Annotated in this window: 18 protein-coding genes; 3 read left to right on the forward strand and 15 right to left on the reverse strand. The window is 72.5% G+C overall.

Annotation, left to right across the window (positions count from 1 at the left end):
* Positions 1-23: 23 nt before the first annotated feature.
* The 7 genes from ACFXGN_RS18820 to ACFXGN_RS18850 all read right to left on the reverse strand — a co-directional run bounded on the left by ACFXGN_RS18820 (position 24) and on the right by ACFXGN_RS18850 (position 6,957).
* Positions 24-1,103: a hypothetical protein gene (locus ACFXGN_RS18820; protein ID WP_384860204.1), complete on the reverse strand. Its 1,080-nt coding sequence runs from the start codon at positions 1,101-1,103 to the stop codon at positions 24-26.
* 100 nt (positions 1,104-1,203) lie between these two features.
* On the reverse strand, positions 1,204-1,764 hold the full coding sequence (locus ACFXGN_RS18825; RefSeq protein WP_384860206.1) for a hypothetical protein: 561 nt from the start codon (positions 1,762-1,764) through the stop codon (positions 1,204-1,206).
* Between the two features lie 77 nt (positions 1,765-1,841).
* Positions 1,842-3,125 carry a glutamate-5-semialdehyde dehydrogenase gene (locus tag ACFXGN_RS18830; protein WP_384860208.1) on the reverse strand — a complete coding sequence of 428 codons (1,284 nt, stop codon included), beginning with the start codon at positions 3,123-3,125 and terminating at the stop codon, positions 1,842-1,844.
* Between the two features lie 129 nt (positions 3,126-3,254).
* A complete protein-coding gene (locus ACFXGN_RS18835) occupies positions 3,255-3,776 on the reverse strand; it encodes a hypothetical protein (protein WP_384860211.1) in 522 nt (173 codons plus the stop codon).
* A 127-nt stretch (positions 3,777-3,903) separates the two neighbouring features.
* Complete coding sequence (gene proB / locus ACFXGN_RS18840; protein ID WP_384860394.1) at positions 3,904-5,034, reverse strand: glutamate 5-kinase; 1,131 nt, start codon at positions 5,032-5,034, stop codon at positions 3,904-3,906.
* 133 nt (positions 5,035-5,167) lie between these two features.
* Entirely contained in the window at positions 5,168-5,590 is a 423-nt protein-coding gene (locus tag ACFXGN_RS18845; RefSeq protein ID WP_384860397.1) for a GtrA family protein, read from the reverse strand.
* A 371-nt stretch (positions 5,591-5,961) separates the two neighbouring features.
* Positions 5,962-6,957 carry a glycosyltransferase family 2 protein gene (locus ACFXGN_RS18850; RefSeq protein ID WP_384860213.1) on the reverse strand — a complete coding sequence of 332 codons (996 nt, stop codon included), beginning with the start codon at positions 6,955-6,957 and terminating at the stop codon, positions 5,962-5,964.
* A 230-nt stretch (positions 6,958-7,187) separates the two neighbouring features.
* Here ACFXGN_RS18850 and ACFXGN_RS18855 point away from each other — a divergent pair, with 230 nt between their 5' ends.
* The 3 genes from ACFXGN_RS18855 to ACFXGN_RS18865 all read left to right on the forward strand — a co-directional run bounded on the left by ACFXGN_RS18855 (position 7,188) and on the right by ACFXGN_RS18865 (position 13,207).
* Entirely contained in the window at positions 7,188-8,879 is a 1,692-nt protein-coding gene (locus tag ACFXGN_RS18855) for a hypothetical protein (RefSeq protein ID WP_384860216.1), read from the forward strand.
* Positions 8,880-9,167: 288 nt separating this feature from the next.
* A complete protein-coding gene (locus tag ACFXGN_RS18860) occupies positions 9,168-12,038 on the forward strand; it encodes a CDP-glycerol glycerophosphotransferase family protein (protein ID WP_384860218.1) in 2,871 nt (956 codons plus the stop codon).
* A 62-nt stretch (positions 12,039-12,100) separates the two neighbouring features.
* A complete protein-coding gene (locus ACFXGN_RS18865) occupies positions 12,101-13,207 on the forward strand; it encodes a glycosyltransferase (protein WP_384860400.1) in 1,107 nt (368 codons plus the stop codon).
* A gap of 151 nt (positions 13,208-13,358) precedes the next feature.
* On the opposite strand, the gene galE is transcribed toward ACFXGN_RS18865, so the two are convergent.
* The 8 genes from galE to ACFXGN_RS18905 form a co-directional block, all read right to left on the reverse strand.
* Positions 13,359-14,345 (reverse strand): UDP-glucose 4-epimerase GalE, encoded by a 987-nt coding sequence (gene galE / locus ACFXGN_RS18870; RefSeq protein WP_384860221.1) that lies wholly within the window; start codon positions 14,343-14,345, stop codon positions 13,359-13,361.
* 16 nt (positions 14,346-14,361) lie between these two features.
* A complete protein-coding gene (locus ACFXGN_RS18875; RefSeq protein ID WP_384860224.1) occupies positions 14,362-16,002 on the reverse strand; it encodes a glycosyltransferase family 2 protein in 1,641 nt (546 codons plus the stop codon).
* A gap of 130 nt (positions 16,003-16,132) precedes the next feature.
* Positions 16,133-17,572 carry a GTPase ObgE gene (gene obgE, locus ACFXGN_RS18880; protein WP_384860225.1) on the reverse strand — a complete coding sequence of 480 codons (1,440 nt, stop codon included), beginning with the start codon at positions 17,570-17,572 and terminating at the stop codon, positions 16,133-16,135.
* Positions 17,573-17,705: 133 nt separating this feature from the next.
* Complete coding sequence (gene rpmA / locus ACFXGN_RS18885) at positions 17,706-17,960, reverse strand: 50S ribosomal protein L27 (protein WP_029387501.1); 255 nt, start codon at positions 17,958-17,960, stop codon at positions 17,706-17,708.
* A 13-nt stretch (positions 17,961-17,973) separates the two neighbouring features.
* Positions 17,974-18,294 (reverse strand): 50S ribosomal protein L21, encoded by a 321-nt coding sequence (rplU, locus tag ACFXGN_RS18890; RefSeq protein WP_015033583.1) that lies wholly within the window; start codon positions 18,292-18,294, stop codon positions 17,974-17,976.
* Positions 18,295-18,546: 252 nt separating this feature from the next.
* On the reverse strand, positions 18,547-22,341 hold the full coding sequence (locus ACFXGN_RS18895) for an Rne/Rng family ribonuclease (RefSeq protein WP_384860228.1): 3,795 nt from the start codon (positions 22,339-22,341) through the stop codon (positions 18,547-18,549).
* A 237-nt stretch (positions 22,342-22,578) separates the two neighbouring features.
* Entirely contained in the window at positions 22,579-23,370 is a 792-nt protein-coding gene (locus ACFXGN_RS18900; protein ID WP_384860230.1) for a TIGR03936 family radical SAM-associated protein, read from the reverse strand.
* Between the two features lie 349 nt (positions 23,371-23,719).
* On the reverse strand, positions 23,720-25,648 hold the full coding sequence (locus ACFXGN_RS18905; RefSeq protein WP_384860232.1) for a TIGR03960 family B12-binding radical SAM protein: 1,929 nt from the start codon (positions 25,646-25,648) through the stop codon (positions 23,720-23,722).
* Between the last annotated feature and the right edge of the window lie 19 nt (positions 25,649-25,667).

Raw genomic sequence — 25,667 nt, forward strand, 5'->3', positions numbered from 1 at the left:
ACGGGCAGGGCGGGCTGGACGGGCTATGGGGAGGGCTGGGCGGTCGGGGCCAGCGTTCCGCAGAGGGACGGGGTGGCGGGCCGGGCCGTGGCGTACGGGTCGGTGACCGGAGGTCGGCCGCCGTCCGGGGCCCGTGCGCCCGCCAGGAGCGGTCGCAGGGCTCCGGTGCCGTCCGGGCCGCAGGCCTGGGGGCCCGCCTCGGCCGTGCTGGTCAGCAGCTCGGCCCGGTGCATACGCAGGTCGTCGCGGTCGAAGCGGAAGCGGACGACGCGGTGAACGGTGAAGAGGGAGGCCGCGCCGCCCGGCGCCTGGGCGGCCGGGCGGAGGGCGTAGGTGTACGTGTGGTCCGCGAGGACGTCGAGGGTTTCGGTGCCGGTCTCCTCGTAGTGGAGGACTCCCTGGACCCGGACGCCGGGGTCCGCGAGGACGGCCTGTCGGGGGTCGAAGCGGACGATCCAGGCGGCGAGGGCGTGTCTGCCGTCGTCGGCCGGTGTCTCGACGCTCCGGTCGAACTGCTCCAGCTGGTCGGGGTCGAGCAGTACGCGCGGGGGCCGCACGGTCGCCCCGGAGAGGACGTCGGGCTCCAGGCCGGAGGCCACGAGGTAGTCCTTGGCGATGCTGAGGGCGGTGACGACCTGGCTCTCGGCGAAGTGGGAGGTGCGCCCGGCGAGGGGCAGGTTGATCCCGGCGGCGCCGACCCCGTACTCGGCGGCCGGGCTGTGGTCGAAGAGCCGCTCGGGCGTACCGCCGACGACGGGGCCCCGGGGGGCGAGCGGGACGACGGTGGTCCTGAGCGGTTCGGCCCGCTGGTCGGGGGGTGGCTGGTAGGGGTTGCGGACGCCCAGGTAGAGGGCGGTGCCGAAGGCCAGGAGGATCAGCAGGACCAGCAGGACGGTGGGGCGGGAGCCGCTGCGGCTGTCCCGGACGGCTGGGGCGCTGCGGACGGCGCGGGCCGGTTCGCCCATGCGCTCGCTGGCCGAGAACTCCTGGAGGCGGGCAGCGCGGACGAACGCCTCGTCGAAGACGACGGACCGGTACTCGTCCTCACCACCGCCGGGGAGCCCCTCGGGCGTCCCCTCGGGTGGGTCGCCACGGCTTGCCATACTTTCAGGGTAGGTCGGCGGGGGCTTCGGTAAACGCCCAGGTACACGACAAGTTCGGAAGAATTCCGCCGTCCGGGGGACCGGTGGGGGCCGCCGACCGCTATCCGGGTGACGTGGACCGCACGGCGGGTACCTGGGCGACGGGCGGGGCCGGATTCGGGTTGGGCGCGTCGACGCCCGTGGTGGCGGGCGGCGGGACCTGGTCCTGCCGGTTGGCGGCGGCGCCCCGGTAGACGGCGCTGAAGGCGAGGGCGACCATGCCGACGCCCATGACGAGGGCGAGCAGCCAGGCCACCGGCCGGTGCCAGCGGGCGCTGCCCCGGTAGGGCCGCAGGGCCCCGCCGTGGCGGCCGTAGGGGCTGGCGTCGTCCCCGACGTCGTCGGGTTCGTAGGTGGGGCCGGCAAGGTCGCGGCGCTCCCCGTAGGGGTCGTCGTCGGCGGGTCCGCCGCCCGCACGGGCCCGGGCGGACTCGGCCTCGGCACGGGCCTGGGCCGCGGCGAGCAGCCGCTCGACGGCGGTCGGTTCGTGGAAGGCCGCGGCCCGTACGAAGTCCTCGTCGAAGACCACGTCGGCGTAGACCTCGTCGGCGCCTCCGCGGTCGACAGCGTCCTCGGGGTCCCCGCCGTCCTGGAACGGCTTGCCCCCCACGTCGTCCGGCACGGATTCAGAGTAGACCCGGCAGGGGGTTTTGGGCAGGGAGAGTGCGAACCCTCCCCGCCCGTACCGAAAGGAGGTGATTACCGCACGTGACCGTCACCGGTGACGATGTACTTGGTCGAGGTCAGCTCCGGAAGGCCCATGGGGCCCCGGGCGTGCAGCTTCTGGGTGGAGATCCCGATCTCCGCGCCGAAGCCGAACTGTCCGCCGTCCGTGAACCGGGTGGAGGCGTTCACGGCGACCGTGGTCGAGTCGACCAACTGGGTGAAACGACGGGCCGCGGCCTGCGAGGTGGTGACGATCGCCTCGGTGTGGCCGGAGGACCACATCCGGATGTGTTCGACGGCCTTGTCGAGGGAGTCGACGACGGCGGCGGCGATGTCGTACGACAGGTACTCGGTCTCCCAGTCCTCGGCGGTGGCCGGGACGACGGTGGCCTTGGAGCCCTCGGCGAGGGCGAGGACCCGCTCGTCGGCGTGGACGGTGACGCCCGCCTCGGCGAGGGCGTCGAGGGCCCGGGGCAGGAAGGCGTCGGCGACGTCCTGGTGGACGAGGAGGGTCTCGGCCGCGTTGCAGACGCTGACCCGGTGGGCCTTGGAGTTGATCAGGATGTCGACGGCCATGTCGAGGTCGGTCTGCGCGTCGACGTAGACGTGGCAGTTGCCGGTGCCGGTCTCGATGACGGGGACGGTGGACTCCTCGACGACCGTGCGGATCAGGGAGGCGCCGCCGCGCGGGATGAGGACGTCGACGAGGCCACGGGCGCGCATCAGTTCGCGGACCGATTCGCGGGACTCGCCGGGGACGAGCTGGATGGCGTCGGCGGGCAGTCCGGCGCCGCCGATGGCGTCGCGCAGGACCTTCACCAGGGCGGCGTTGGAGGCGTAGGCGGAGGAGGAGCCGCGCAGCAGGACGGCGTTGCCGGACTTGAGGCAGAGTGCGGCGGCGTCGACGGTGACGTTGGGGCGGGCCTCGTAGATGATGCCGACGACGCCGAGCGGGACGCGGACCTGGCGCAGGTCGATGCCGTTGGGGAGGGTCGAGCCCCGGACGACCTCGCCGACGGGGTCGGGCAGCGCGGCGACATGGCGGACGTCGGCGGCGATGGCCCGGACGCGCTCGGGAGTGAGGGTCAGCCGGTCGACGACCGATTCGCTGGTCCCGGCCTCGCGGGCCTTGGCGATGTCCTCGGCGTTGGCCTCGACGATCTCGGCGGTACGCACTTCCAGGGCGTCCGCGATCGCCAGCAGGGCGTCGTCCTTGGCCGCGCGCGGGAGTGGCGCGATTTCGGCGGCGGCGCCACGGGCCCGGTAGGCGGCCCGGGTGACCGGGGACAGGTTGTCGAGGGGCGTGAGCGAGGTCATGCCCGCAGGGTACTGGCAGCCCCGCGGACATCCCTCACGTATCCCGCACTCCGAGACGTGCTCCCCGCGCCACGGGACGACGGCCTTCCCGGGCGGCGGAGCCCCGGTCGGCCGGTGCCGGTGCGGCGGTCAGTACGGGTGGACGCCGACCGGGGCCGCCGGGGGCGGGCCGTAGCCCTCCGCGATGCGCTGGTGGTAGGTCTCGCGGTCGATGACCTCGAGGCCGACGATCTCCCACGGCGGCAGCTTCGCGGTCTGCCGGTGCTCGCCCCAGAGGCGCAGCGCGACGGCCGCGGCGTCGTGGAGGTCGCGGGCCTCCTCCCAGTAGCGGATCTCGGCGTGGTCGTTGGCGTAACGGCTGGTCAGCAGGAAGGGGTGGTCGTGGGCGAGCTGTTCGAGCCCGCGCCGCACCTCCTTCAGGGGCGACTCCACCCCGGACACGCTGAGGGTGATGTGCCAGAGCTTGGACACGGGCCGCTGCTCGGCCCGCACCTCCCGTACCTCGCGTGACTCCCGTGGCTCCGTGCCGGGTTCGGTCTTCCTGTCCTCTGACCTGGCCCGTGTCTCGTCGAAGTCGGCTCCGGCCTCGACACTGGTCAGGGCGCGTTCGGCAGTCCCTCGGGGCGGTGCCCCTGGGCGCGCTCGTCTCACCGGCGGCCTCCTGTGTGATGCGTGTGGTGCTGTCCCCGCCCTGCTCTTGCCCCCGGGACAAAGTTGACCAGTCCGAGGGCGTACGTGGGGCGGTTTTGGTGAACGTCCCTTCCGGATGGCCGTACTTTCAGCCGTTTCGGGTGGGGCGGGCGGGATGGCCGATGACGACCAGGTCGTCCCGGTGGACGACCTCCCGCTCGTACTCGGGCCCGAGTTCCTTCGCGAGGACGTGGGTGGAACGTCCGAGCATCTGGGGCAGTTCCTTGGCGTCGAAGTGGACGAGGCCACGGGCGACGGCCCGGCCCCCGGTGTCGCGCAGTTCGACGGGGTCGCCCGCCACGAAGTCGCCCTCGACGGCCGCGACACCGGCCGCGAGCAGCGACTTCTTGCCTTCGACGACGGCGCGGACGGCTCCGTCGTCGAGAGTGAGGGAGCCCTGCGGGGTGGAGGCGTGGGCGAGCCAGAGCAGCCGGTCGGCGGAGCGGCGGCCGGTGCGGTGGAAGTACGTGCCGGTGTCCCGGCCGGTGAGGGCGTCGGCGGCGCGGCTCGCGGAGGTGAGGACGACGGGGATGCCCGCGGCGGCGGCGATCCGGGCCGCCTCGACCTTGGTGACCATGCCTCCGGTGCCGACGCCCGCCTTGCCCGCGGCGCCGATCTCGACGTGGGCGATGTCCTCGGGTCCGGTGACCCGGGCGATCCGGGAGGTGCCGGGCTTGGCGGGGTCGCCGTCGTAGAGCCCGTCGACGTCGGAGAGGAGGACGAGGAGGTCGGCGCGGACGAGGTGGGCGACGAGGGCGGCGAGGCGGTCGTTGTCGCCGAAGCGGATCTCGTCGGTGGCGACGGTGTCGTTCTCGTTGACGACCGGCAGGGCGCCCATGGCGAGCAACTGGTCCAGGGTGCGGTAGGCGTTGCGGTAGTGGGCGCGGCGGCTGGTGTCGTCGGTGGTGAGGAGGACCTGGCCGACGCGGACGCCGTAGCGGGCGAAGGAGGCGGTGTAGCGGGCGACGAGGAGGCCCTGGCCGACGCTGGCGGCGGCCTGCTGGCGGGCGAGGTCCTTGGGCCTGCGGGTGAGTCCGAGGGGGGCGAGGCCCGCGGCGATGGCGCCGGAGGAGACGAGGACGATCTCCTTCTCGCCGCCGCTGCGGACCTTGGCGAGGACGTCGACGAGGGCGTCGACGCGGTCGGCGTCGAGGCCCCCGGACGCGGTGGTGAGCGAGGAGGAGCCGACCTTGACGACGATCCTGCGGGCCTCCGTCACATACGGTCGCGCGAGGTCCGCCTCTCCCGTCGCCTGCGTGCCCTGCTGCGTCGTCACGTGCGTCGCCACCTGCGTCGTCCTCACTCGGCTGTCCTGCGCGGCGCCCGCTCCCGGGCGGCGGCTGCCAGGCAATCTACGCGAGGCGGGAGGGCTGCCGCTCGTCCGTTCCGCTTCCTGGACCGGAGGCGGTGGGGTCCTGGCCGGTGCCGCGCGGCACCAGGATGCGCTGGGAGATGAGGTAGGTGAAGGGGATCGCGACGACGGCGGCGACGAGCGGCGCGATCCTGTCGTCCATCGCGGCCCAGCTGACCAGGGCGTACAGGCCGACGCTCTGCACCAGGTAGTTGGTGACGTTGGTGAGGGGGAAGAGGGCGAACTTCTTCCAGGTCGGCCGGGTGCGGTAGGTGAAGTAGGTGTTGAGGAAGAAGGAGCCGACCATGCTGAGGAGGAAGGCGAGGGAGTAGGCGGCGAAGTACGGCATCCAGGGGTGGAGCAGCAGGTAACAGCCGAAGAAGGTCACGGTGTTGACCCCGCCGACCAGGGCGAAGCGGAAGATCTCGGCGAGCCGCGCGCGCCGGGGCCGTCCGCCGGTCGCCTCCGCGCCCCGGCCCTGTCCGGCCGTCTTCTCTCCGGCGGTCTCCTCTCCGGTCGTCTCCTCCGCCCCCTGGCCCCGTCCGGCCGCCTCCCTCGCGCCCCGGTCGCGCGCCCTACCGGGGCTGCTGGGGCTGCTAGGACCACTGGGGCCTCCAGGACTGCTGGGGCTGCTGGGGCTGCTGGGGCTGACGAAACCACCGGGCCCACCAGGACCACCGGGACCACCCGAGCCACCCGAGCCACCCGAGCCACCAAGACCACCGGGCCCACCAAGCCCACCGGCCCCCTCCGACCCCCCCGCCCCGGACCGCCCGCTCGACCCCCCCGGCCCCATCAGCGCTCCCCCTCGGTGGCGACGACCCGGGCGCGTCCGGCGGCGGCGCGTTCGGCGGCGCCCCGGCCGAAGGAGCGGTGGGTCTCCTTCACGAGGAAGTGCGGGCGGCGCTTGGTCTCGTAGTAGATGCGGCCGATGTACTCCCCGATCAGCCCCAGCATCACCATCTGCACGCCCCCGAGGCCCACGATGATCGCGACCAGCGTGACGTATCCGGGGGCGGTGACGCCCTGGCTGAGGGCGGCGACGGTCACCCAGACGGCGTAGAGGGCGGCGAGACCGGTGAGCATCATGCCGAGCCAGAGGGCGATCCTCAGCGGGCGGTTGTTGAAGGAGATCAGCCCGTCCATGCCGTAGTTGACGAGCGAGCTGAACCGCCACTTCGTCTCGCCTCCCTCGCGCGCGGCGTTCTGGTAGTCGAAGGTGACGGTGTCGAAGCCGATCCAGGAGAACAGCCCCTTGGAGAAGCGGTTGTACTCGGGGAGCGAGAGCAGGGCGTCGACGGCGGGGCGGGACAGCAGCCGGAAGTCGCCGACCCCGTCGGTGAGTTCGACGTCCACCCAGCGGTTGACGGCCCGGTAGTACACACGGCTGAGGGCGGACCGGACCTTCTTGTCGCCCTCGCGGGTGCGGCGCGCCATGACCTGGTCGTGGCCCTGGTGGTGCAGGTCGAGCATCCGCGCGAGCAGCTCCGGCGGATGCTGGAGGTCGGCGTCCATGATGACCACGGCGTCGCCGGTGGACTTGCGCAGTCCGGCGAGCATGGCCGCCTCCTTGCCGAAGTTGCGACTGAAGGAGGCGTACTGGGTGCGGTGGGGGTGCCGGGCGGCGATCCCGCGCAGCTTGGCCAGTGTCCCGTCGGAGCTGCCGTCGTCGACGTAGCAGATCTCGTAGCCGACGGGGAGGGTGTCGAGCACCTGGCGCATCCGCGCGTCGAAGAGTTCGACGACGTCCTCCTCGTTGAAGCAGGGGACGACGACGGAGAGCCTGGTCATGGAACGGTCACTCCAGAGGGAGGGGCGGGAGTACGTCCTGAGGGACCGCCACCGAACTCTTCTTCGAGCGGCGCGGCCACGGTACGGAACGGCGGTGACCGTCCGGCGTCGCCCGGGTGACCGCTCCCGGTCGGCATGTCGTCCATGCGGAAAAGGATGCAAGGAAGATATTGATATACGTGGCATTTATACCTATTTGTCACCCATAGAGCCCTGTGGAGCGATGACCGGTGAGCAGGACGACCCTCTCGGAGCGCGGTGACGCACCGGCGGCGGACGGCGGACAGGACGGCGGCGGACCGGACGACGAGGGGGGCGGCCCCCGGCGGGCGCTCCCCCCGGTCGCCCTGGTCGTCGCCGCGGGCGCCGGGGCGCTGCTCTCCGTCGGCGCCTTCCTCGGCCTCTACGTACGCCCCACGTCGGACGACTGGTGCGCCCTCTGGAAGGCCCGCGACCTGGGTGTCCTCGGCATCACCGGCGACTTCTACCTGACCCAGAACGGGCGGGTCACCAACGCCTTCCTGACCGGTCTGCTCTACTCCGACGGAATGCGCGGGCCCTCCCTGCTGCCCGCCTTCCTGGTGGTGACGCTCGGCATCGGTCTCTACCTCCTCGGCCGGGCTTCGCTGCGGGCGCTGCGCCTGCCGTTCCCCCGGGTGGCCGCGCTGACGGCCACCCTGGTCGTCGAGGCGCTGCTGTTCTTCGCGGGCACGCGCCCCTATCAGGTGCTGCTCTGGGCCCCGGCCACCGTCTCCCACACCCTCCCGAGCGTGGTGGGCGTCTGGGCGGCGCTGGGCGCGGTGGCGGCGGCCCGCAGCCGGTGGCGCTGGGCGCGGAGCGCCGCCGTCGTCGGGGCGGTGCCGCTCGGCGCGGCGATCGGGATGCTCAGCGAACCGTTCGTCGCCATGTCGGGGCTGATCGCGGTGGCGGTCGGGGTGCTCTGCCTCCCCCGGTTCGGCCGGACGCGCGACCGGTTCGTGCCGACGTGGTGCGCGGCCTGGTGCCTGGGGCTCCTGATCGGTCTGGTGCTGCTGTCCACCTCGCCGGGCGCCCGCTGGCGGCGGGCGCAGCGGCCGAGGACCCCGCTCTCCCTCGCGGAGGTCCGGGCGACGCTCGGGGACTGGTACCGGATCTGGGAGACCGTCGGCGGGCAGTGGGCCTACGCGGGCGCCCTCGCGGCCGGAGTGCTCTTGGGGCTCGCGGTGGCGTTCGCGACCCCCGGGCCCTTCCCCGGCCGGAAGGGCGCGTCCCCGGCCCGGGAAGGCGCGCCCCCGGCCCGGAAGGACGGACCGAGGGCCCCTTCACCGGGGACCCCTTCACCGGACGCCCCTGCGCCGGACGACTCTCCGCTGTACAGCCCTCCGCCGTACAGCCCCTCGCCGGGCGGCCCCCCGTCCAGAGGAACGTTTCTGGTGGCCGTCGCCCTGCCGGTCCCGCTGATCGCCGTGGGGAGCCTGGTCGCCGCGTACGGTCTGCGCGGCGGATACGGGCCGGGCGGCTGGACCTACGCGCGGACATGGACCAGCTTCCTCGTGCCGTTCCTGCTGGCGCTCTGCGGCTACGGGACCTGGCTCGGCCACCGGATCGGCCGTCGGCTCGGCCGGGCGCCGACGACCGGCGGGGCGCGGGCCGCCGGGCTCACCGTGCTGGTCGTCACCGGCGCCGTGGCCGTGGCGAGCCTGACGGCCCTGGTGCTCCCGGTGCGGACCCTGACCACCAAGACGGTGGCGCGGAGCATCGCGTGGGACCGGCAGGACGTCCGCATCCGGGCGGAGGCGGCGGCCGGGCGCCGGGAGGTGACGTACCGCCCGCTGCTGATCGGCGGACTCGCCGAGCCCTTCTTCACCGAGGTGTACGCGGACGACTGGGCGGCCCGCTGCGCCGCCGCGTACTACGGGGTCGAGCGGCTCGTGCGGCCCTGATCCCGGCGCCCGCCACGCCCGCGCCGCTGTGTCCCCCGTCACGTCGGAGGAACGGCGGCGGGCGGGCACGGGAAGGCGCTCCGCCCCTGGTGGAACCGTCGTCGGCGGGTTTCCACCGGGACGCCCTTAAGGGCGACACCGCACACGGGCCGATGGTTGCCCCCGCCATCCGCCCGGTCTCGTAACAATCGGAACACGGCGTCCGCTGTGGCGCCCGGAGGCACGGCAAGGCGAGCGGGGAACACCAGGTAGCTTGTGTGTGTCTGGAGGAAAGACAAGTGGATCGAGGTGCAAGTGCCTGACGTCTCCGTGGTCGTCATCGCCTACAACGACGCAGAGCGTCTGCCGACGGCCGTGCAGTCGGTGTTGGATCAGACCCTGCACGGCGTCGAAGTGGTGATCGTCGACGACTGCAGCAAGGACGACACCTTCGCGGTCGCCCAGGCGCTGGCCGCCGGGTGTCCGGACCGGGTCAGGGCGTTCCAGCTGCCACAGAACAGTGGTGGCTGCGGCGCACCTCGCAATTACGGCATCCAGCGTGCCACCGGTACGTACGTCATGTTCCTCGACAGCGACGACGTGCTGGAGCGGAACGCCTGCCGCAACATGCTCGACGCCGCCGAGAGCACCGGCTCCGACCTGGTGTCCGGCCTGTGCGTCCGCGTCCACCTGGACAGCCGTCACAAGAAGACCACCGAGTGGTACCCGTGGCTCTACTCCAGGACCCGGACGATCGACTCGATCACCGAGCTGTCCGACCTGCTGGTCTTCGACACGCTGTCGACGAACAAGTGCTACCGGCGTGAGTTCCTCCTTGAGCAGGGGCTGGAGTTCCCGGTCGGCATCCACTACGAGGACCTGCTGTTCTCGGCGCAGGCGTATGTCGCCGCGAGCCGGATCACGCTCATCCCCAACCACGTGTACTACTGGAACGTGCAGGAGAGCGCGGCCTCCAAGTCGATCAGCAACCGGCGCCACGAGATCGCCAACTTCGTGCACCGGATGGAGATCCACCGCCGGGTGGACGCCCTGCTGGAGAGCAAGGGCTACGACGAGCTGAAGTACCGCAAGGACATCAAGTTCCTCAAGCACGACCTCGTCCTCCACCTGCGTGACCTGCCGCTGCTGGGCGACGACTACCGGCGCGAGTTCGCCGAGCTGGCCAACGGCTACCTCGCCGAGATCGACCCGCGGGCCTACGAGGAAGTGCAGCGCCTGCACGCCATCTGCGCCTACCTGCTGAGCAAGGAGGACTGGGCGAACCTGCTCCCGGCCACCGACGCGCTCACCAACCCGGGCCGTCTGACCGTCCCGCTCGCCGAGAAGGACGGTCAGGTCTACTGGTGCGCCGAGCACCTGGACACCGAGCAGGGCCGGCAGATCCTCGACATGACCTCGGCCGGCTACCACACCAGGCCGCTGACCTCGCTCGCCCTGGGCAACCGGCTGACCTCGTACAGCAGCGACGACGGCATCGTCAGGCTCGCCGGACGGGTGATCAACCCGCTGGGCCGGATCAGCCCCGACGCCGAGCTCAGCGCCGTCCTGGAGTTCTCCGCCCGGCGCAGCGTCGGTGGCAAGACCGCCCGCATCCCGGTCACCACGGTCCGCCACGCGGGCGACTGGATCGAGTGGGAGAGCCTGGCCGACATCGCGCGTACGGTCCGCCCGCTCGGCATCATCGACGCCGTCTGGGACGTCCGGCTGATCCTCACGGTCGACGGCCAGCGGCTCAGGACCCGGGTGTCCGTCAGCGGTACGCCCATCGACGAGGCCGAGGCGCTGCGCATCCGCCCCCGGCTGACCCAGCTGGTCTCCGACCGTTTCGTCCCGGAGATCACCAAGAAGGGCAACCTGTCGTACGTCCTCGCCGCCGAGGGCAAGATGGCCGTGCACACCTCGGAGATGATCGAGGGCGCCATACACGGACGGGCCGCCGGGCTGGCGAAGACCAGCCTGCGACGCCTGCTCAAGGCGAAGCGCGACCTGAACTCCGGTGAGACCAAGCTCCGCGTCTACCACGACTTCTACAGCAAGCTGCCGATCCGCAAGGGGCTCGTCGTCTTCGAGAGCCACCTCGGCAAGCAGTACAGCGACAGCCCCAAGGCCATCTACGAGGAGATGCGCCGCCAGGGCGTCCCGTTCGAGGCCGTCTGGTCGTACGCGGGAGCGCAGCCGACCGGCTTCCCCGAGGACGCCACCCTGGTCAAGCGCTGGAGCTGGCAGTATCTGCGGGCACTGGCCCAGGCCGAGTTCTGGATCGACAACCAGGGCTTCCCGCTGCGCCTCACCAAGCGCCCGGGGACCACGTACATCCAGACCTGGCACGGCACCGCCCTCAAGCGGATGGGCTTCGACGAGCCCAACACGAAGTCCCGCGGTCTGGCCGCCCAGGCCTCCTTCCAGCAGGCCCTGGACCGCTTCGACCACTTCCTCATCCGCGGCGAGCACGACCGGCGCACCCTCGCGAAGGGCTTCCGGCTCCGCGACGAGGTGCTGCTGCCCGTGGGCTACCCGCGCAACGACGGCCTCGTCCAGGCACGTCAGGAGGAAGCCGGGACCGGGCACCGGGAGCGGGGCGCGCTCGCGGCCGAGCTGGGCATCGACCCGGAGAAGAAGGTGCTGCTGTACGCGCCGACGTTCCGCGCCAGCGCGGGCGGCAAGGTGCGTGCCTTCCAGGCGCCGTTCGACGTCGAGGAGTTCGCCGAGCGCTTCGGCGACACCCACACCCTGCTGATCAGGACGCACTACCTGAACAGCGTGACGCTCCCGCCGTCGGTCCGGGGACGGGTGATCGACGTCTCCTCCCACCACGACATCACCCCCCTGCTCGCCCTCGCGGACGGGCTGATCACCGACTACTCGTCCGTGATGTTCGACTACGGGCTGCTCGACCGCCCGATGATCTTCTTCGCGTACGACTACGAGGAGTACGCGCAGGAGAACCGGGGCACCTACTTCGACCTGAAGGAGCGCGCTCCCGGCCCGGTCGTGGCCACGGAGGACGAGCTCTTCGAGGTGGTCGCCAATCTGAGGGAAGAGGCCGACACGAAGTTCGCGGCGGCCCGGCAGCGGTTCAACGCCGAGTTCAGCGAGTGCGACCGGGGCGACGCGGCCCGTCAGATCGTCGCCAAGTTCTTCGACAGGAGCGGGAAGTGAACGACCAGACCACCCTGTCCGGCGGCCGTGACATCTTCATCGTCTCCAACAGCGTGGACGAGATGGGCGGTGTGACGACCTGGACCCATCAGATGGCCCGCGAGTTCACCGACCGGGGCAACCGCGTCCATGTCATCGGGATCACTCCGGCCCCCGCCGGACGTCAGCACGAGTTCCCCGACCCGCTGCCCTACTCCACGACGACGCTGTACGACGCGCATCCGCCGCAGGTCCGCGCGTTGCGCGGCCTCAAGGGCAAGCTCAACGCCGCCGAGCGCCGACGTCACGCCGCCCGCGCCGCCGGGGCGCGGGAGCGCGCCGACCGGATGACGGCTCTCTTCGCCGCCGCCCGGCCCGGGGCCGTCCTCATCGTGACCCAGGTGTGGGCGATGGAGTGGGTCGCCCTCGCCGACACCAAGGGGCTCGTGGTCATCGGCATGAGCCACGAGTCGTACGCCGCCAGTGCCGCCTCCTCCCGGCTCGCCCGGGTGAAGCGGTACTACAAGGGCGCCGACCGGCTCCTCGTGCTCACCCCCGGTGACGCGGACCAGTGGATCCGGGCTGGCATGGACAACGTCGGCCACATGCCGAACGCCCTGCCCTTCATGCCCGAGCGTCCGGTGTCCCGCACCGAGAAGGTCGTCGTCTCCATCGGCCGCCTCTCGCACGAGAAGGGCGTGGACATGCTGCTCGACAGCTGGGCCGAGGTCGCGCCCCGCCACCCCGACTGGAAGCTGCGGATCTACGGGACCGGTGACGAGGAGGAGGCTCTGCTGCGGCGGACGACCGCCCTCGGTCTGGACGGGTCCGTGGAGTGGAAGGGACGGACCAACGACGTCCTCGGGGCGCTCTCCGAGGCCTCCGTCTTCGCCCAGGCGTCCCGCGCCGAAGGCTTCCCGATCACTCTCCTGGAGGCGATGGCGGCCGGTGTGCCGTGTGCCGCCTTCGACTGCGCCCCGGGTGTCCGCGAGATCATCCAGGACGGCGAGGACGGTCTGCTCGCCCGCCTCGGCAACACCATGGAGCTGGGCGGGCACATCAGCACGCTGATCTCCGACAAGGAGCAGCGCGACCGGATGGGCGACGCGGCCTTCGAGAACGTGAAGCGGTACTCCGCCGACGAGATCACCGGCCGCTGGGAGGCGCTGTTCGCCTTCCTGGAGCGCTGACCGCTCTCCGTCACGGCGGAAACGGCACGGAAGAACGGCGAAAGGGCCGGGGAGTTCGACTCCCCGGCCCTTTCCCGTCGGCTCGCACGAACCCGGTCGGACCCGGTCGGCTCGCGCCTGCCGGTCAGACCCGTCCGCTCGCGCGTCCCGGTCAGACGGTGGCGCCCCGGCGGGCGACCCATCCGGCCCAGGCCGAGCTGATCATGTCGCGGACGTCGTGGCGGGCCTTCCAGCCCAGCTCCGACTCGATGCGGTCGGCCGCGGCGACGACCCGGGCCGGGTCGCCGGGGCGGCGCGGGGTGACCAGCGGCTCGGTGGTGTGGCCGGTGATCTCGTTGATCAGCCGGACCATCTCGGTGACGGAGACGCCCTCGCCACGGCCGATGTTGACCGTCAGGTCGCGCGGCTCGCCCCGGTCCGCCCACTCCGCGAGCTTGCGGGCGGCGACCAGGTGCGCGTCCGCGAGGTCCTCGACGTGGATGTAGTCACGGATGCAGGTGCCGTCCGGAGTCGCGTAGTCGTCGCCGAAGACGCGCGGGGACTCGCCCGCGTCGAGACGCTCGAAGACCATCGGGACCAGGTTGAACACCCCGGTGTCGGCCAGCTCGGGAGCAGCCGCACCGGCCACGTTGAAGTAGCGCAGACAGGCCGTGGAGATGCCGTGCGCGGCGCCCGCGGCCCGTACCAGCCACTCCCCCGCCAGCTTCGTCTCGCCGTACGGGCTCAGCGGCAGGCAGGGGGTCTCCTCGGTGACGAGGTCGACGTCCGGCATCCCGTAGACGGCGGCGGAGGAGGAGAAGAGGAAGTTGCGCACTCCGGCGGCGGCCACGGCCTCCAGGAGGACGGTGAGGCCGATGACGTTCTCGCGGTAGTAGTGCAGCGGCAGCTCGACGGACTCGCCGACCTGCTTCTTCGCCGCGAGGTGCACGACGCCCGTCACCCCGTGCTCGGCGATCGTCCGGTCCAGGACCTCGCGGTCCAGGGTGGAGCCGACCACCAGGGGGACGCCCTCGGGCACCCGCTCCGCGTATCCCGTGGACAGGTCGTCGAGGATGACGACGCGCTCGCCCGCCCGCGTCATCGCGCGCACCACGTGGGAGCCGATGTATCCGGCGCCGCCGGTGATCAGATAAGTCATAGTGCCCCAAACCCTTTCACTGTGAACTGCGGGCAAGCCGACGGAGGCGGGCCCTGACGGCCCGGAAACCGTCCCGTGCGCCGGGAGCGATCCGCATGGCCAGCGAACCGTTCGCCGTGGCGTACTGCTGCACCAGAAGTACACCGTACCGGCTGCTCGGGAGCACCGAGCGCCGCTGGGAACCGTCCGGTGGCCGCAGCGAGGTGGTGAACGTCTCGCCGTTCTCGCACGTCACCGTGGCGCTGACGTCCCACAGTTGGACGCCCTGACGGCCCTGGCGGCGGCCCGTGCCGGCGAGCCCGGCGAACCGGACCGGGACCCGGGCGCTCCAGGCTCCCGGGGCGGGGTCCGCCCCGGGACGCAGCTCGACCCGCTCGGTACGGGCCGGTTCGGCGTCGCCGCGCGGCAGGAACGCCAGCTCGGCGGTGCGGGGCACGGCCTCGGCGAGCCGCCCGTACAGGTCACGGACGGTGAAGTGCAGCTCGCCGCCTCCGCCGGTGCGCAGGACGGCGTCCACGACCAGGGGCAGCTCGTCCAGCGGAAGACGGTCCACGCCGTCGAGCCGGGCCTCCGGAAGGTCCTCGGACCAGACGGCGGCGGCAGGGGTGCCCGCGTAGGGCGGGAGCAGCCGGGCCGGGTTCGCGGCCAGCCGGGACAGCCGGAGCAGGTCGCGCGGTTCCGCCGCGGCCAGCAGGAAACGGGCGGTCCAGCGGGCGGGAGCGACCGCGGCGGCGATCTCCGGCTCCGCGAAGTCCGCCAGATGGCGACGGGTGGAGTCCCACCACGCGGCCCGGTGGGCGGGGTCGCGCAGCCGCAGGTCCCGGGCGTACATCCGCAGGTCGTGTTCGAGGAACTTGGTGCGGCAGGCGGCGGCGAGCTCGTCCCGGCCCGCCCCGGCGAAGGTCTCGACGGCCGCGCGGTGGGCGGCGATCCGGGCCTCCCAGTTGGTGACGTCCTGACGGTCGAGGGAGATCGACAGCTGGGCGGCGCTCCTGCGCACGTGCCAGACGTAGACGGTGTCGGGCACCACCGCGACGCGCGGGGCCGCCGCGTACACCCGGGCGGTGAAGAGGAAGTCCTCGTAGACGAAGCGGCCGTCGGGGAAGCGGATGCCGTGCCCGGTCAGGAACGCGCGGTCGTACACCTTGTTGACGCACAGGGTGTCGTGGAGCAGCGGTCGCAGGTCCTCGGGGGTCTCCAGCACGGCCGGCTCCCGGTAGAGCGCGGGCTGCCAGCGGACGTCCCGGCCCTCGGGGAGTTCCCGCCGTACGCAGACGCCGACGGCCACCGGAGTCCGGTGCAGCTCCGCGGCGGCGACCAGCGCGTCGGCGGCGCCGGGCGGCAGGACATCGTCGCTGTCCAGGAACATGACGTACGGGGCGGTGGAGGCGGCGATGCCGTCGTTGCGGGGGGTGCCGCAGCCGCCGCTGTTCTCCGCGCGGCGCACCACTCGCAGCCGGGGGTGCCGGGCGGCCAGTTCGTCGAGCACCCGGGCCGTCCCGTCGCTCGAACAGTCGTCGACCGCCACGACCTCCGCCACCACGGGCCCCTGGTCGAGCGCGGACCTGATGGCTTCGCCGACCAGGGCCTCGTCGTTGTAGGCGATGACGACGACGCTGAGCCTGTCCGCGTTTCCGGACGGGGGAACGGTACTCACAACAGGATCCTACGGGAGGCCCCCGACCCCTCTGACAGGGGCCGAGGGCCTCCGGGAGCACCGCACGGGCCCGCCCCCGGGGGCGGGCGTTCCGGGTCCCGCCGGTCGGGCGGGACCCGGTGGGGAGTGCCTAGAACGGGTCGAACTCGTCGTACTCGCGCTGCGACTCGTCGTGCTCCGACTGGCGGTCGCGGCGGCGCTGGGCGGCGGGACGCGGGGCCTCCAGACGGTGGTCCTCGCCACGGCGGCCGAGCATCTCCGCACCGGCCATCATCGTCGGCTCCCAGTCGAAGACGACCGCGTTGTCCTCGGCACCGATCGCCACGCCGTCGCCCGCGCGGGCGCCCGCCTTCATCAGCTTGTCCTCGACGCCGAGGCGGTTGAGGCGGTCGGCGAGGTAGCCCACGGCCTCGTCGTTGCTGAAGTCGGTCTGACGGACCCAGCGCTCCGGCTTCTCGCCGCGCACCCGGTAGACCTCCTCCTGCTCGTCGTACACGACCGTGAAGCCCGCGTCGTCGACGGCCTTCGGACGGATGACGATCCGGGTCGCCTCCTCCTGGGGCTTGGCCGCGCGCGCCTCGCCGATGATGCCCGCGAGGGCGAACGACAGCTCCTTGAGGCCGAGCCGCGCCACGGCGGAGACCTCGAACACCTGGTAGCCGCGCTCCTCCAGCTCCGGGCGGATCATGTCCGCGAGGTCCTGGCCGTCGGGGATGTCCACCTTGTTGAGGACGACGATCCTCGGCCGGTCCTCAAGACCGCCGTACTGCCGCAGCTCCTCCTCGATGATGTCGAGGTCGGTGACCGGGTCGCGGTCGGACTCCAGCGTCGCCGTGTCCAGGACGTGCACGAGGACCGAGCAGCGCTCCACGTGGCGGAGGAACTCCAGGCCCAGGCCACGGCCCTGGCTGGCGCCCGGGATGAGACCCGGGACGTCGGCGATCGTGTAGACGGTCGAACCGGCGGTGACGACGCCCAGGTTCGGGACGAGCGTGGTGAACGGGTAGTCCGCGATCTTCGGCTTGGCCGCCGACAGGACCGAGATCAGCGAGGACTTGCCCGCGCTCGGGTAGCCGACCAGCGCCACGTCGGCGACGGTCTTCAGCTCCAGGACGATGTCCCGCGCCTCGCCCGGCTCGCCGAGCAGCGCGAAACCGGGGGCCTTGCGGCGCGCGGAGGACAGCGCCGCGTTGCCCAGACCGCCGCGACCGCCCTGACCGGCGACGAAGGTGGTGCCCTGGCCGACGAGGTCGGCGAGGACCTCACCCCGCTTGTCGAGGACGACGGTGCCGTCCGGTACGTACAGGACCAGGTCCTGGCCGTCCTTGCCGGAGCGGTTGTCGCCCGCGCCGGGCTGTCCGTTGGTCGCCTTGCGGTGCGGCGAGTGGTGGTACTCGAGGAGCGTGGTGACCGCCTGGTCGACGACCAGGGTCACATCGCCGCCACGGCCGCCGTTGCCGCCGTCGGGCCCGCCGAGCGGCTTGAACTTCTCCCGATGGACGGAGGCGCAGCCGTGGCCTCCGTTACCCGCGGCGACATGCAGCTCGACGCGGTCCACGAAGGTGGTCATGGGTGTGCCTCCACTTACTGGGGGTCCCCCCGGCCGGAAACCGGGGACGTACGGAATGTCTATCTAGTAACACGCGAAAGGCGGACCCGCTTCCCGGTACGGGAAGTGAGGTCCGCCTCCGCAGAGTGTCCGATCAGGCGACCGGAACGATGTTCACGACCTTGCGGCCACGGTGGGTGCCGAACTGCACCGAACCGGCCTGCAGGGCGAACAGCGTGTCGTCGCCGCCACGGCCGACGCCGGAGCCCGGGTGGAAGTGGGTGCCACGCTGGCGGACCAGGATCTCACCCGCGTTGACGACCTGACCGCCGAAACGCTTCACGCCGAGCCGCTGGGCATTGGAGTCACGCCCGTTACGGGTGGACGATGCGCCCTTCTTGTGTGCCATGTCTCAGTCCCTCTTACTTCGCAGCCGCGGGGATACCGGTGACCTTGATCGCCGTGTACTGCTGGCGGTGACCCTGGCGACGGCGGTAGCCGGTCTTGTTCTTGTAGCGCAGGATGTCGATCTTGGCGCCCTTGTGGTGGTCCACGACCTCGGCCGTGACCTTGATACCGGCCAGGACCCACGGGTCGCTGGTCACGGCGTCGCCGTCGACAACGAGCAGGGTCGAGAGCTCGACCGTGTCGCCGACCTTGGCGGTGGAAATCTTGTCAACCTCGACGATGTCGCCGACAGCAACCTTGTGCTGGCGACCACCGCTGCGCACGATGGCGTACACGCTGATCTCTCTCTCACTCGGGGTGGAAACCTCTGAAGCCAGCCACTCACACGGACCCGAGGGCCCGAGGCGTTCCGGAATCGGACGAGCGGCCTCTCCCGACGGGCGGGAGGGAAGTTGCTCAGAGGCGCGACGTGTCGATAGACACGCCGACGGTCTAGGTTACGGGCGGCTGCCTCGGAGGGTCAAATTCGCCCGTACGGTGCGGGCCCGCCCCCCTCGGGTGGAGGGAGACGGGCCCGCGTCCGCCGGTCAGTCCTGGGCCGGGGCGGCGGTCTTCTCCGCCGCCTTCTTGGCCGGGGTCTTCTTGGCGGTGGTCTTCTTCGCCGCGGTCTTCTTGGTCGCCGCCGTCTTCTTGGTGGCGGCCTTCTTGGCGGTGGCCTTCTTCGCCGCGGTCTTGCGCGCCGCCGTCTTCTTGACGGGGGCGGGCTCGGCCTCGGCCTCGGGGGCCGCCTCGTCGGCGACCGGGGCCGCGGCGACCACCAGGACGGCGGCCTCCTCGGCGCCGGAGGGCGAACCGGCGGGCGCGGTGGCCTTGCGGACCACCCGGCGGCGGGCGCGCGGCGGGGCGGCCACGGGGGCCTCCTCGGCGACGGGCTCCGCGACCGGCTCCGGGGCGCTCTCCACGACCGGCTCGGCCACCACGGGCTCGGCGGCGGGCTCCGCCACCGGCTCGGTGGTCGAGACGACCGGGGAGGTCGCCCGGCGAACGGCACGGCGACGGCCGCGGGGGGCCGGGGCCTCCTCGGCGACGGGCTCCGCCACCGGCTCGACGACCGGCTCGGGCGCGGCTTCGACGACCGGCTCGGGCGTCACGACGGGCTCGGGCGCCACGACCGGCTCCGGCCGCTCGTTCGGCTCGAACACCACGGACTCGGTCTCCACGACCGGGCGCGCGGTCGCGGGCGCGGTCGCCCGGCGGGTGGCGCGACGGCGGCCACGGCCACGGGTGGCGGCGGCCTCCGCCTCGGCGACGGAGCCGTACAGCTCCTCGTCCGGGGCGATCGGCTCGGGCAGGGCCACCGGGGCGGCCAGCTCGGCCGCGACCTCGGCCTCGGTCTCCACCAGGTCCTGGGCCGGGTGCTCGGTGGTCTCGGCGTGCTCGTGCTCGTGGTGGTCGGTGCCGCGACCGCGCTTCTTCGCCCGCTTGCCGCCGCCCCCGCCACCGGCGGTGGCCGGCTGCTCCATGTGCACGATGACACCGCGCCCGTTGCAGTGGACGCAGGTCTCGGAGAAGGACTCCAGGAGGCCCTGACCGACCCGCTTGCGGGTCATCTGGACCAGGCCGAGCGAGGTGACCTCGGCCACCTGGTGCTTGGTCCGGTCCCGGCCCAGGCACTCCAGGAGGCGGCGCAGCACCAGGTCGCGGTTGGACTCCAGGACCATGTCGATGAAGTCGATGACGACGATGCCGCCCAGGTCGCGCAGCCGCAGCTGGCGCACGATCTCCTCGGCCGCCTCCAGGTTGTTCCTGGTCACGGTCTCTTCGAGGTTGCCGCCCTGGCCGGTGAACTTGCCGGTGTTGACGTCGACGACGATCATCGCCTCGGTCTTGTCGATCACCAGCGAACCGCCGGACGGCAGCCAGACCTTGCGGTCCAGGGCCTTCGCCAGCTGCTCGTCGATCCGGTAGGTGGCGAAGACGTCGACCTCGCTGGTCCACCGCGAGAGGCGGTCGGCCAGGTCGGGCGCGACGTGCGAGACGTAGCCGTGGATGGTCTCCCACGCCTCGTCACCGCTGACGATGACCTTCGAGAAGTCCTCGTTGAAGATGTCGCGGACGACCCGGACGGTCATGTCCGGCTCGCCGTAGAGCAGCGACGGCGAGGACGTCGAGATCTGGTCGGCCTTCTTCCTGATGTCGGCCCACTGCGCCTGGAGGCGCTCGACGTCGCGGCGCAGCTCGTCCTCGCTGGCGCCCTCGGCGGCGGTGCGCACGATGACGCCCGCGTCCTCGGGGACGATCTTCTTGAGGATGGTCTTGAGGCGGGCGCGCTCGGTGTCCGGGAGCTTGCGGCTGATGCCGGTCATGGAGCCCTCGGGCACGTACACGAGGTAGCGGCCGGGCAGGGAGACCTGGCTGGTCAGACGGGCGCCCTTGTGGCCGATCGGGTCCTTCGTCACCTGGACGAGGACCGACTGGCCGGACTTGAGGGCGCTCTCGATGCGGCGCGGGCCGTGGCCCATGCCGAGCGCCTCGAAGTTGACCTCACCGGCGTACAGGACGGCGTTGCGGCCCTTGCCGATGTCGACGAAGGCGGCCTCCATCGACGGCAGGACGTTCTGGACCTTGCCCAGGTAGACGTTGCCGACGTACGAGGTGGCCTGCTCCTTGTTGACGTAGTGCTCGACGAGCACGTTGTCTTCCAGGACGCCGATCTGGGTGCGCTCGCCGCTCTGGCGGACGACCATGACCCGCTCGACGGCCTCGCGGCGGGCCAGGAACTCGGCCTCGGTGATGATCGGGACGCGGCGGCGGCCCTGCTCGCGGCCCTCGCGGCGGCGCTGCTTCTTGGCCTCCAGGCGGGTCGAGCCCTTGATGGACTGGACCTCGTCGGCGCCGGTGCCTCCCTCGGTCCTCTCGCGGGCCGGGCGGGGCTCGCGGACCTTGACGACCGTACGGACGCCCTCCTCCTCGGCGCCCTCGGCGTCGGCGGAGGCGTCACCGCTGCGACGGCGGCGGCGACGGCGGCGGCGGGAGCTGCTGGACCCGCCGGAGAAGCCCTCGGCCTCGTCCTGCTCGTCCTCGGGCTCCTCGTAGGTCTCGGCGTCGTCGTGGTCCTCGGCGTCGGGGGACCGGGGCTCCTCGCCCTCCTCGGTCTCGTCGGCGTCGGCCGGCTCGCCGCGACGGCGGCGACGGCCGCCACGGCGGCGACGGCGGGAGGGGCGGTCCCCGTACTCGTCCGTCTCCTCGTGCTCCTCGGCCTCGTCGATCTCGTCGGCGGCGGCCTCGACCTCGGGCTCGTCGGCGACGGTGGCCGGTACGGGCTCGACGGCGACCGGCTCGCCGCGACGGCGGCGACGGCGGCGGCCGGACTCGGCGCGCTCGGCGGGCTCGGGGACCTCCACGGCCTCCACCGCCTCGACGGTGTCGGTCTCGGTCTCGTCGAGCTCGACGGCCTCGGTCTCGTCGGTCTCCGGCTCGGCCACGAAGGCGGCGGCAGCGGCGGCCGTCTCCAGCGTCTGGAACATCGGCTCGGTGAAGACCGGGGCCTGGAACACGGCGACGGAGGGGCGTCCGGCGCGGCGCGACTCCCGGGTCGGGGCGGGCTCGGAGGTGAACTGCGGGGAGGCCGCGCGGCGGCGGGTACGGCCCCGGGGCGCGGTCTCGGGGGCCTCGGCGGCGGGCAGCGGCTCGGCGGCGGGGGCGGTCTCGGCGACCGGCGCGGCGGCGACCGGCTCGGGCGAGGCGGTCTTGCGGGTGGCCCGGCGACGGGCGCGGGGCGCGGGGGTCTCCTCCACGGCTTCCTCCACGACCGGGGCCGAGGCCTCGGCGGCGGGGGCCGGGTCGGCGGCCGGGGCCTCGGCGGGCGCTCCGGCCGGGGCGGTGGCCTTGCGGGTGGCGCGGCGGCGGGTACGGGCGGGGGCGGCCTCGGGGGCCTCCTCCACGACGACCTCGGCCACGGCCTCGGGGGCGGCGGCCTCGGCGGTCTCCTCGGCGGCGGCGGCGGGCGCGCCGGCCGGGGCGGTGGCCTTGCGGGTCGCGCGGCGGCGGGTACGGGCGGGGGCGGCCTCGGGGGCCTCCTCCGCCACGGTCTCGGCCACGGGTTCCGCGACCGGCGCCGGTGCCTCCTCGGCGACCGGCGCGGCGGCGACCGGCTCGGGCGAGGCGGTCTTGCGGGTGGCACGGCGACGGGCGCGCGGCGCGGGCGCCTGGGCCTCGTCGGTGGTCCCGGCGGTCTCCGGGGCCGGGGCCGGGTCGGTCGCCGTGGTCCCGGCGGCGGTGTCCGTCACCGGCGGACCGGCGGGGCGGGAAGCGGCGCGGCGCCTGCGGCGCGGCGGCAGCTTGTCACCGGGGGCGTTGGTGTCTTCGTTGGACTCGAGCATTGCGGGCGGTTCTCCCGTCACGCTCCCGGGCGCCGCGTCTGGTTCCGGTCCGGCGGTACGTCGCGCCTGTGGGGCGCGGTGCCGCCGTCCGGGGCGCGGGCGCCGCACGGGAGCTGAATGTCTGGCTCGCCGGTTCCGTACGCCCTGTGCGGACGGCCTGGCGAAAGTCTTCTGGTCAGTGCGCGGCCCGACCCAGGTGGCTCCCGAGTACCAGGGCTGCGCTACGACGACCGCTCCTTACGCGGTGTCCGTACCCGGCGCCGTCGCCGGGGCGGTCGCGGCGGCCCTGCCGGGCGCTGCCGTGGCTGCCTCGCGGTCGGGCGCGAGCGGGTCGGTCACCGTGCCGGACTCCTCGTCGAAGAGCCCCTGCGCCAGCCTGGTCACCGCTGCGGGGACCGGCGGCGCCAGGTCGGCCACAGCTCGGAGACCGGACAGGACGTCGTCGGGTCGCACGGCAGGTGTCACGTGCCGAACAACCAGCCGCAGTATCGCACAGGCGCTGTCCAGCGGCGCGTCATCCCGGGGATCGCCCTGGGGAGGTGCCGCCGTCAGCGCGGTGACGGCCGATCGCGCGTCGAAGGTGCGGACGCCGTTCTTCGTCTTGCGTTGTACTTCCACGGTCCCGGCCGCCAGAAACGTTCCGACGGCCTTCTCCGCGTCCTCGACGGCGACGCCTTCGAGGCGCAGCTCCCACACGGAGGCGGTGAGCCGGTCGGCGAGTCCGGAGGTCCGGGCCTCGACGGCGTCCGTGATGTCGAGCCCGGCCGGGAGGGACTCGTCGAGCAGGGCCCGCAGGGTCTCCGGGTCCCGTGCCTCGGTGAGCGCGATCTCCAGGTACTCAGCCTCGGAGCCGGTCCCCGTCGGGGCGGCGTTGGCGTACGACACCTTGGGGTGGGGGGTGAATCCGGCCGAGTACGCCATGGGCACCTCGGCGCGGCGCAGCGCGCGCTCGAAGGCCCGCTGGAAGTCACGGTGGCTGGTGAACCGGAGGCGGCCGCGCTTGGTGTAGCGCAGTCGGATGCGCTGCACCGCCGGTGCGGGCGGCGGGCCTTCGGGCTGTCGCTTGCCCAGTGGTTCTTCTCCTCGGTGCGGGGCGGCGCGGGTGGGCGCCGTCCACGGGATGTGCGGTGGCCCTGGGGGGCCGCCCGGTTCACCCCCGTCTTCGCGGGGAGATCTCGGGGGCGGGCGCCGCGCCGGGGACGTTCGTTGTACTACCCAGAGTACGCGCCCGGACGGCATCGGGTGCCCCGGGCCGGGGCGGCGGGCTCGGGCGGCGGGGGCGGGCGCCGGAGGGGGTGGGGCCGTACGGGGGTGGGGAGCGCGTCGGCCCGGCGCGGGGTTCCTCCCCGTGCCGGGCCGACGCCGGACCGCTCCGCGGCTACTTGACCACGGTCAGCGGCAGCAGCTTCTTGCCGGTGGGGCCGATCTGGATGGCCGTGTCCATCTGGGGGCAGACGCCGCAGTCGAAGCACGGGGTCCAGCGGCAGTCCTCGACCTCGGTCTCGTCGAGGGAGTCCTGCCAGTCCTCCCACAGCCAGTCCTTGTCGAGACCGGAGTCGAGGTGGTCCCAGGGCAGGACCTCCTCGTAGGAGCGCTCGCGGGTGGTGTACCAGGCGACGTCCACCCCCTGCTCGGGGAGGGTCTTCTCGGCGCACCGCATCCAGCGGTCGTACGAGAAGTGCTCGCGCCAGCCGTCGAAGCGACCGCCGTCCTCGTAGACCGCGCGGATGACGGAGCCGATGCGCCGGTCGCCGCGCGAGAGGAGGCCCTCGACGATGCCGGGCTTGCCGTCGTGGTAGCGGAAGCCGATCGAGCGGCCGTACTTCTTGTCGCCGCGGATCTTGTCGCGGAGCTTGCGCAGCCGCTCGTCGGTCTCCTCCGCCGACAGCTGCGGCGCCCACTGGAAGGGGGTGTGCGGCTTGGGGACGAAGCCGCCGATGGAGACGGTGCAGCGGATGTCGTTCTGGCCGGAGACCTTGCGGCCCTCGGCGATCACGTTCATCGCCATGTCGGCGATCTGGAGGACGTCGTCGTCGGTCTCCGTGGGCAGGCCGCACATGAAGTACAGCTTCACCTGGCGCCAGCCGTTGCCGTACGCGGTGGAGACGGTCCGGATGAGGTCCTCCTCCGAGACCATCTTGTTGATGACCTTGCGCATCCGCTCGGAGCCGCCCTCGGGGGCGAAGGTGAGGCCGGAGCGGCGCCCGTTCCTGGTCAGCTCGTTGGCCAGGTCCACGTTGAACGCGTCGACACGGGTGGAGGGCAGCGAGAGGCCGACCTTGTCCTCCGTGTAGCGGTCGGCGAGGCCCTTGGCGATCTCACCGATCTCGGTGTGGTCCGCGGAGGACAGCGAGAGCAGGCCGACCTCCTCGAAGCCGGTCGCCTTGAGGCCCTTCTCCACCATCTCGCCGATGCCGGTGATGCTTCGCTCCCGCACGGGGCGCGTGATCATGCCGGCCTGGCAGAAACGGCAGCCGCGGGTGCAGCCGCGGAAGATCTCGACGGACATGCGCTCGTGGACGGTCTCCGCGAGCGGGACGAGGGGCTGCTTGGGGTAGGGCCACTCGTCGAGGTCCATGACGGTGTGCTTGGAGACGCGCCACGGCACACCGGACCTGTTGGGGACGACGCGGCCGATACGGCCGTCCGGCAGGTACTCGACGTCGTAGAACGCCGGGACGTAGACGTTGCCGGTCCTCGCGAGGCGGAAGAGGACCTCCTCGCGGCCACCGGGCCTGCCCTCGGCCTTCCAGGCGCGGATGATCTCGGTCATGTCGAGGACGGCCTGCTCTCCGTCGCCGATGATCGCCGCGTCGATGAAGGCCGCGATCGGCTCGGGGTTGAAGGCCGCGTGGCCGCCCGCGAGCACGATCGGGTGGTCGACCGTCCGGTCCTTCGACTCCAGCGGGATGCCCGCGAGGTCGAGGGCGGTGAGCATGTTGGTGTAGCCCAGCTCGGTGGAGAAGGACAGGCCGAAGACGTCGAAGGAGCCGACCGGGCGGTGGCTGTCGACGGTGAACTGCGGCACCCCGTGCTCGCGCATCAGCTCTTCGAGGTCCGGCCAGACGCTGTAGGTGCGCTCGGCGAGGACGCCCTCGCGCTCGTTCAGCACCTCGTAGAGGATCATGACGCCCTGGTTGGGCAGCCCGACCTCGTACGCGTCCGGGTACATCAGGGCCCAGCGGACGTCGGCGGCCTCCCAGGGCTTGACCGTGGAGTTCAGCTCTCCACCGACGTACTGGATCGGCTTCTGGACGTGCGGGAGCAGAGCTTCGAGCTGGGGGAAGACAGACTCGGCACTAGACATGTCGAACCTTCGTGAGCTG

The sequence above is a fragment of the Streptomyces sp. NPDC059247 genome, assembly GCF_042754005.1.
Classification (GTDB): domain Bacteria; phylum Actinomycetota; class Actinomycetes; order Streptomycetales; family Streptomycetaceae; genus Streptomyces.